This is a genomic window from Streptomyces triticirhizae (assembly GCF_003696235.1).
GTDB classification, from domain to species: Bacteria; Actinomycetota; Actinomycetes; order Streptomycetales; family Streptomycetaceae; genus Streptomyces; species Streptomyces triticirhizae.
Genome location: NZ_RFFJ01000272.1, coordinates 1 through 6,124 on the forward strand (window position 1 = coordinate 1; position 6,124 = coordinate 6,124).

A 6,124-nucleotide genomic window follows, 5' to 3' on the forward strand; every position below is an offset into this window, starting at 1 on the left:
CGCCGCGGCGCTCGCGGCGCGGCTCGGGGCCGGCGCCGAGGCCGGCACGTCGGCGAGGCGGCGCGGTTCGGGGAGGTGGTGCTGCTCGCGATCCGCGCCGAGGGCGTCTTCGACGCGCTGGCCGCCGCCGGTGCCGGCGAGGGCGCCCTCGCCGGGCGGGTGCTGGTGGACTGCGTCAACCCGGTGGTGGAGGGCTTCGTGCTGGCCGGGGGCGACGGCCGCTCGATGGGCGAACGGGTCGCGGCGGCCGCGCCGGGCGCGCGGGTGGTGAAGGGGTTCAACCTCTGCCACGAGGACGTCTGGCGGATGACCCCGCCGGCCTTCGACGGGGTCCCGCTCGGGGTGCCGCTGGCCGGGGACGACCCGGCGGCGGTGGCCGCCGTCGGCCGGCTGGTGCGCGACATCGGCGGTGTGCCGCAGAACGGCGGCGGCCTGGCCAGGGCCGGACTGCTGGAGGCGACGGCCGCGTTGGTGATCGGGCTGTGGGTGGGCGCGGGTGAGGACGCGCGGGCGATGCTGCCGCCGTTGGCCTACGCGGCCGGCCCACCCGGCGGCGCTCAGTCGGAGCCCGGCAGCCGGTAACGCCCGTCGGGCAGCCGCTCGACCAGGCCGTCGCTGAGCAACCCGCCCAGCGCGCGCGACCGTTGCTCCGGGTCGTGCCAGACCCGGTCCAACGCCGCGCGGGGCACCGGCCCCGGCATCTCCCGCAGCACGGCGAGCAGCTTGCCGCGCACCTGCCGGTCGGTGCCCACATAGGTCTGGCCCCGGCGCGGTGGCCCCTGGTGCGCGGGTGCGCCGGCGCGCCGCCAGGCGCACTGTTCCAGGATCGGGCAGCGCCCGCAGTCCGGCGTGCGCGCCGTGCACAACAGCGCGCCCAGCTCCATCGTGGCGGCCGCCCAACGGGCCGCCGTCGCCGGCTCTTCGGGCAACAGCAGCCTGGCGAGCTTGCGTTCGGCGGCCGTCGTCGCGTTCGGGGGGTACTCCGTGCCGGTGACGGCGCGGGCGAAGACCCTTCGCACGTTGGTGTCGAGCACCGCGTGCCGCTGTCCGTAGGCGAACGAGGCGACCGCCGCCGCCGTGTACTCGCCGACGCCGGGCAGCGCCAGCAGCTGGTGGTGGTCGGTGGGAACCTCGCCGCCGTGCCGTTCCGCTATGGCGGCCGCCGCCCCGTGCAGCCTCAGGGCCCGACGCGGGTACCCGAGGCGGCCCCAGGCGCGGACCGCCTCGCCGGCCGGCTCGGCGGCCAGGTCGGCGGGGCGCGGCCAGCGCCGCATCCACTCCTCGTAGACCGGCAGCACCCTGCTGACCGGCGTCTGTTGGAGCATGAACTCGCTCACCATGACGCCCCACGCGCCGGCCTCGGGCCGTCGCCAGGGCAGGTCACGGGCGTTGTGGTGGAACCACTCGATCACCGGCGCGTGCAGGGCGACGGGGTCGGTCCCGAGGGACGCCCCGCCCGGCGCTGTGTCAGTCGCAGTCGTCGCAGTCGTCGCAGTCATGGCAAGGGCGATCCTGGCATGAGCGGGCCACGGCACAAAGCGGACGGCGCCTCGCGCGTGTTGGTGCGGAGTGTTGATACGGAACGGTGTCCTGGCAAGCCGAGGGTGGGGCATTCGGGTGTGGCCGAAGTCTCGTAAGGTTTCCGCGTGGGATCACTGCGAACTCCTGTCGGCCCGTTGCCCTCCGCCATCTACTGGCGCCGCAGGGCGGTGGTGCTGCTTCTGCTCGCGGTGGTGCTCCTGCTCGCCTTCTGGGCGGTGCGTTCGACGGGTGGCGGCGCCGACCCGGCCGGCCAGGACGACGGCAGGGGGCCGGCCGCGTCGATCACCCCGGGGCCCACGCCCTCGGAGTCGCTGATCGAGGAGCGCCCGGGCGGCCGCGAGGACGGCGACGAGGACGACCCCGACGACCCGGGCGACGACGCGGGCGGCTCGGACGGCGACCAGGACGACGGCGGCAACGGCGACGCGGACTCCGCCGGCGGCGACGAGGGCTCCGCCGGCTCCGGCGGAACGGACGACGGCGGCAACGGGGAGAGCGGCGGGAACGACGGCGGTGGCGCGGGCGGCGGAGTGCCGGACTGCGACCCGTCCGAGGTCACGCTCTCGCTGCGCAGCGACGCCAACGACTACGCCCCCGGGCAGCGCCCCGAGCTGCGCCTCACCGCGCGGAACGCCGGCGCGGCCCCCTGCCAACTGGACTTCGGCCACCAGTCGTTGACGCTCACCCTCGCCGACGACGAGGACGACCAGGTCTGGTCGTCCGCCGACTGCCCGACCGCCGCCGCCTCCCTGCCCACGGTCGTCTCGGCCGGCGGCACCGCCGACCACACGGTCACCTGGGACCTGCGCCACTCGGTGGCCGACTGCGACGCGGGCCCGGGCCCCGCCGCCTCGCCCGGCACCTATCTGGCCGAGGCCCAGCTGGCCGGCTATCCGGTCGCCCAGACGTCGTTCCGGCTGGAGGCTGACTAGGCCGACCCAGGCCGACGGGCCCGACCTGGTGACGGGTCGTCCTCGTTCAGGACGAGGGCTCGGCCTCCCGCTCGGAGGCCGTGTGGTGCGGCGGCGGGACCCTCCCGGCGGCCCGGGGCATCAGACGTAGCGTTCGAGGATCGAGGACTCGGCCAGTCGGGAGAGGCCCTCGCGGACCGAACGGGCCCTGGTCTCGCCGACGCCGTCCACCGCCTGGAGGTCGTCCACGCTGGCGGCCAGCAGCTTCTGGAGGCCGCCGAAGTGGTCGACGAGCCGGTCGATGACCAGCCCGGGCAACCTGGGGATCTTGGCCAGCAGCCGGAAGCCGCGCGGCGAGACCGCCGTGTCCAGCGACTCGGGCGCGACGCTGTACCCCAACGCCCTGGCCACCAGCGCCAGTTCGAGCAGCTCGGCGTGGCCGAGACCGTCCAGCTCGGCCAGCGCGGTGCCGACCTTGCGGGAACGCTTGCCGCCGGAGTCCGGCAGGTAGTCGCGGACGATCAGCTGCCGTTCGGGCTCGACCCCGGCGATCAGCTCGTCCAGCTGGAGCGAGAGCAGCCGGCCGTCGGTGCCCAGCTCCACCACGTACTCGGCGATCTCCACGGCGATCCGGCGGACCATCTCCAGCCGCTGCGCGACCGCCGCCACGTCCCTGACCGTCACCAGGTCCTCGATCTCCAGCGCGGAGAGCGTGCCGGCGACCTCGTCCAGCCGCAGCTTGTAGCGCTCCAGGGTGGCCAGCGCCTGGTTGGCCCGGGACAGGATCGCCCCGGAGTCCTCCAACACCCGCCGCTGGCCGTCGACATAGAGCGCCACCAGCCGCATCGACTGGCTGACGGAGACCACGGGGAAGCCGGTCTGGATGGAGACCCGCTGCGCGGTGCGGTGCCGGGTGCCGGTCTCCTCGGTGGGGATGGACGGGTCGGGCACCAGCTGCACCCCGGCCCGCACGATACGGGAGATGTCCCGGTCCACGATCACCGCGCCGTCCAGCTTGCACAGCTCCCGCAGCCGGGTCGCGGTGAACTCGACGTCCAGCACGAAGCCGCCCGTGCACAGCGACTCGACCGTGCGGTCCACTCCCAGGACGATCAGGCCGCCCGTGTTTCCCCGGAGGATGCGCTCCAGGCCGTCCCGCAGCTGCGTGCCGGGCGCGACCGCGCTGAGCGCCGCGCGCAGCAGGCTGTCCGCTCCCGAGCCACCCCCGGCCCTGCCGGGGTTCGCCGGCCGGTCGCTGGCTGCCATGGACTCCTCCGGGGGACGAAACCGCGCTTCTGCGCCGCCGAGTCTACCGGCGTGCCCTCTGCCGGCCCGGGGACTGGGCCCGATAGGCCGGCAACACACCCAGCGCCTCCCCGATATTGGCGACCTCAAGCACCCGCATGTCCCCGGGCACCTCGCCCGAGTCGACCGGCACCAGCGCGTGCCCGAAGCCCAGCCGGGACGCCTCGGCCAGCCGCCGCTGCACCCCGGTGACCCGCCGCACCTCGCCGGCGAGCCCGACCTCGCCGATGGCCACCAGGTTCTTCGGGAGGGGCGTCGCGCTGGCGGCGCTGGCCAGCGCGAGGGCGACCGCGAGGTCGGCCGCCGGCTCGGAGAGCCGCACGCCGCCGACCGTGGCCGTGTAGATGTCGTTCTTCCCCAGGGCGGATATCTGGCCGCGCTGCTCCAGAACGGCCAGCATCATCGAGACCCGCGAGTTCTCCAGGCCCGAGGTGGTGCGCCGGGGGGACGGGATCTGGCTGTCGACCGTCAGCGACTGCACCTCGGCGACCAGCGGGCGGCGGCCCTCCAGGGTGACCGTGAGGCAGGTGCCGGGCACCGGCTCGTCCCTGCGGGTCAGGAAGAGGCCCGAGGGGTCGGCGAGCGAGGTGATGCCCTCGTCGTGCAGCTCGAAGCAGCCGACCTCGTCGGTCGCGCCATAGCGGTTCTTCACGCCGCGCACCAGGCGGAGCCTGGCGTGCCGGTCGCCCTCGAAGTGCAGCACCACGTCCACCAGGTGCTCCAGCAGCCGGGGGCCGGCGATGGCGCCGTCCTTGGTGACATGGCCCACCAGCACCGTGGACATCCCGCGCTCCTTGGACGCCCGGATCAGCGCGCCCGCGACCTCCCGCACCTGCGCCACCCCGCCGGGCGCGCCGTCCACCTCGCCCGAGGCCACCGTCTGCACCGAGTCCAGCACCAGCAGCGCCGGCCTGACCGCGTCCAACTGGCCGAGCACCGCGCCCAGATCGGTCTCGGCCGCCAGATACAGGTGGTCGTCGATGGCGCCGATCCGGTCCGCCCGCATCCGCACCTGGCCCGCGGACTCCTCGCCCGTGATGTACAGCGTGGGGCGGGCCTCGGACGCGGCCTTGGCCGCGACGTCCAGCAGCAGCGTGGACTTGCCGACGCCCGGCTCGCCCGCCAGCAGCACCACGGCGCCCGGCACCAGGCCCCCGCCCAGCACCCGGTCCAGCTCAGGGACGCCCGTGCTCCTGGCCGTCACCGCCGCGCCGTCCACCTGCCCGATCGGCAGCGCGGGCGTGGCCACCCGCGTCGCGGCGACCGTGCGCACGGCGGGCGTGCCACCGACCTCCTCGACCGTGCCCCAGGCGTGGCACTCGGGGCAGCGGCCCAGCCACTTCCCCGTGGACCAGCCGCACTCGGTGCAGCGATACGCCGGACGGTCACCTTTACGAGCCATGGGCGGAACGCTACCGCCGCCCACTGACAGCCGAACCCGGCACCCGCCGCCGCCCGTTCCCCCGTCCTCCCCGAGCGCGCCCCCGAACGTCGCGCCCGCTCCTCGGACTTCACCCGTTGGGGGGAACCTGGGGCGCCCAGCTAAGCCGGTTGGCCGGCGGGAGCCTACCGTCACCAGGTGATGACCAGCTGCCGCGCCCAGCCCTCGGCCCCGACCGGGTCGTCGGACAGGAGCCCCCGGCGCGCCGCCTCTCCGGGGCCGCGCGCCCGACGTGTCGCGCGCCCGGCGGCCTATGCCGACGCCGACCTGGACGGGCTCTTCACCTACTGCCTCTCCGTGATGTGCGAACACGACGCCGCCATCGCGGCGTTGGGCGAGGCGTTGGCGCTGGCCGAGCGGCAGCAGGAGCGCGGGCGGCGGCCCGAGGCGCCGGGGGTGGCGCGTTCCTGGCTCTACGCGCTGGTGCGCTGGTGCTGCCTGCGCCGGCTCACGCTCCAGCGCGAACGCGGCGTGGGCGCCGGCCCGCGCGCCGTCGGGGAGGACGCGCAGCGGCGCCGGGAGCTGGCGATGCTGGCCTGGCCCGAGGCCGCCGGCACCACACACGAGCAGCGCGAGGCGCTGGAGTTGGCGGTGCGGCACCGGCTGACGCCGGCCGAGGTGGCCCGGGTGCTGCGGCTGACCGACCAGGCGGCGCGCGCCCTGTTGACCACGGCGACCTGCGAGGTCGAGCGGACCACGGCCGCGCTGGCCGCCGTCGACTCGGCGCACTGCCCGGCGATGGCCACGCTCTCCGGCGACGACCGCCGGGTGCTGCTCGGCCCCACGCTGCGGCGGGAGTTGGTGCGCCACGTGGACGAGTGCCCGGCCTGCCGGCTGGTGGCGCAGCGCGCCATGGCGGGGCTTGGCTGGCCGGGGACCGCGCCCGCCGGCCGGGCGCGGCTCGCGGTGGTGCGCGCCCCCCGGC

At 75.8% G+C, this 6,124-nt stretch carries 5 protein-coding genes and 1 pseudogene; 3 read left to right on the plus strand and 3 right to left on the minus strand.

The genetic code is table 11. The annotated features are described in order from the left end of the window. Nucleotides 1-582 (plus strand): NADPH-dependent F420 reductase (locus EBN88_RS27785; RefSeq protein ID WP_233581045.1); only part of this gene is annotated, 582 nt, incomplete at its 5' end. Here EBN88_RS27785 and EBN88_RS27790 read toward each other — a convergent pair. Then, nucleotides 558-1,499: an HhH-GPD family protein gene (locus EBN88_RS27790; RefSeq protein WP_122399797.1), complete on the minus strand. Its 942-nt coding sequence runs from the start codon at nt 1,497-1,499 to the stop codon at nt 558-560. The two genes, EBN88_RS27785 and EBN88_RS27790, sit on opposite strands and share 25 nt — an antisense overlap. A gap of 147 nt (nt 1,500-1,646) precedes the next feature. On the opposite strand from EBN88_RS27790, the gene EBN88_RS27795 reads away from it, so the two are divergent. Beyond that, nucleotides 1,647-2,474 (plus strand): hypothetical protein, encoded by an 828-nt coding sequence (locus EBN88_RS27795; RefSeq protein WP_122399798.1) that lies wholly within the window; start codon nt 1,647-1,649, stop codon nt 2,472-2,474. 120 nt (nt 2,475-2,594) lie between these two features. Here the strand turns inward: EBN88_RS27795 and disA are convergent, their stop codons facing one another. Both disA and radA read right to left on the minus strand, forming a co-directional pair. Next, entirely contained in the window at nt 2,595-3,719 is a 1,125-nt protein-coding gene (gene disA, locus EBN88_RS27800; RefSeq protein ID WP_122399799.1) for a DNA integrity scanning diadenylate cyclase DisA, read from the minus strand. A gap of 43 nt (nt 3,720-3,762) precedes the next feature. Continuing rightward, nucleotides 3,763-5,160 (minus strand): DNA repair protein RadA, encoded by a 1,398-nt coding sequence (gene radA, locus EBN88_RS27805; protein ID WP_122399800.1) that lies wholly within the window; start codon nt 5,158-5,160, stop codon nt 3,763-3,765. 180 nt (nt 5,161-5,340) lie between these two features. Here radA and EBN88_RS27810 point away from each other — a divergent pair. Next, nucleotides 5,341-6,124: pseudogene (locus EBN88_RS27810) on the plus strand (hypothetical protein); the annotation flags it as partial.

Excerpts from the sequence above, each read along its gene's own strand:
- EBN88_RS27790 (WP_122399797.1), bottom strand. The coding sequence starts at position 1,499 with ATGACTGCGACGACTGCGACGACTGCGACTGACACAGCGCCGGGCGGG.
- disA (WP_122399799.1), bottom strand. The coding sequence starts at position 3,719 with ATGGCAGCCAGCGACCGGCCGGCGAACCCCGGCAGGGCCGGGGGTGGC.
- radA (WP_122399800.1), bottom strand. The coding sequence starts at position 5,160 with ATGGCTCGTAAAGGTGACCGTCCGGCGTATCGCTGCACCGAGTGCGGC.